Annotated in this window: 1 protein-coding gene; it reads right to left on the reverse strand. The window is 74.3% G+C overall.

What is annotated here, in order from left to right:
- Positions 1-766, reverse strand: a 766-nt coding sequence (locus tag FNQ90_RS25585; RefSeq protein WP_182608482.1) for a beta-galactosidase, incomplete at both ends; no start/stop codon positions are given.

Genomic DNA, 766 nt, shown 5'->3' on the forward strand with positions numbered 1-766 from the left:
GGGTCGGAGTCCCGGCCGGGTGGGGGCACCGGGCGCAGGTCCGCCCCGATCGCGTGGTCGTCCCGGATGGGGCCGGGGATGTAGTGGCGGATCATGCCGGTCGCGGGGCCGGCGTCCCCCTCCTCCCAGAAGGCCTCGGGGTAGCCGCCGTACAGCGGCAGCAACTCCCCTTCCGGGAGCCGGACCCCGCCCCAGGCGGTGGCGGTCCACAGGGGGGCGCGGATGCCGCACTCCTCGGCGATCCGCCGCAGGCCCGCGAGGTGGTCGGGGTCGTCGTACAGTTCGTTCTCGATCTGCACGGCGACGACCGGGCCCCCCTCGTCGTACGGGGTGCCGCGCAACCGCTCCCCCAGCGCGGTGAACCACCGTCGCACCACCGCGAGATAGCCGGGATCGTCGGTGCGCGGGGCCCGGACGCGATCCAGGACCCAGTCGGGCAGACCGCCGTTGCGACACTCGCCGTGCACCCACGGACCGATCCGGAGCACCGTGCCCAGGTCCAGTTCCGCGCACAGGTCCACGAACCGCCGCACGTCCAGCGAGCCGTCGAAGCGGAAACGACCGGGGTGTTCCTCGTGCTGGTTCCAGAAGACGTAGGACGCCACGGTGTCCACACCCCCGGCCCGCATGAGCAGCAGCGACTCCCGCCAGGAGGCCGCGGGGCGACGGGAGAAGTGGAACTCCCCGGTCACCGGGATCCAGGGACGGCCGCCGCGCCGCACCACCCGGGCGTCCACGCCGATCGGGGGGCGGGGGACTCCGGGTC

The organism is Streptomyces alkaliphilus, assembly GCF_014141535.1.
Taxonomy (GTDB): Bacteria; Actinomycetota; Actinomycetes; order Streptomycetales; family Streptomycetaceae; genus Streptomyces; species Streptomyces alkaliphilus.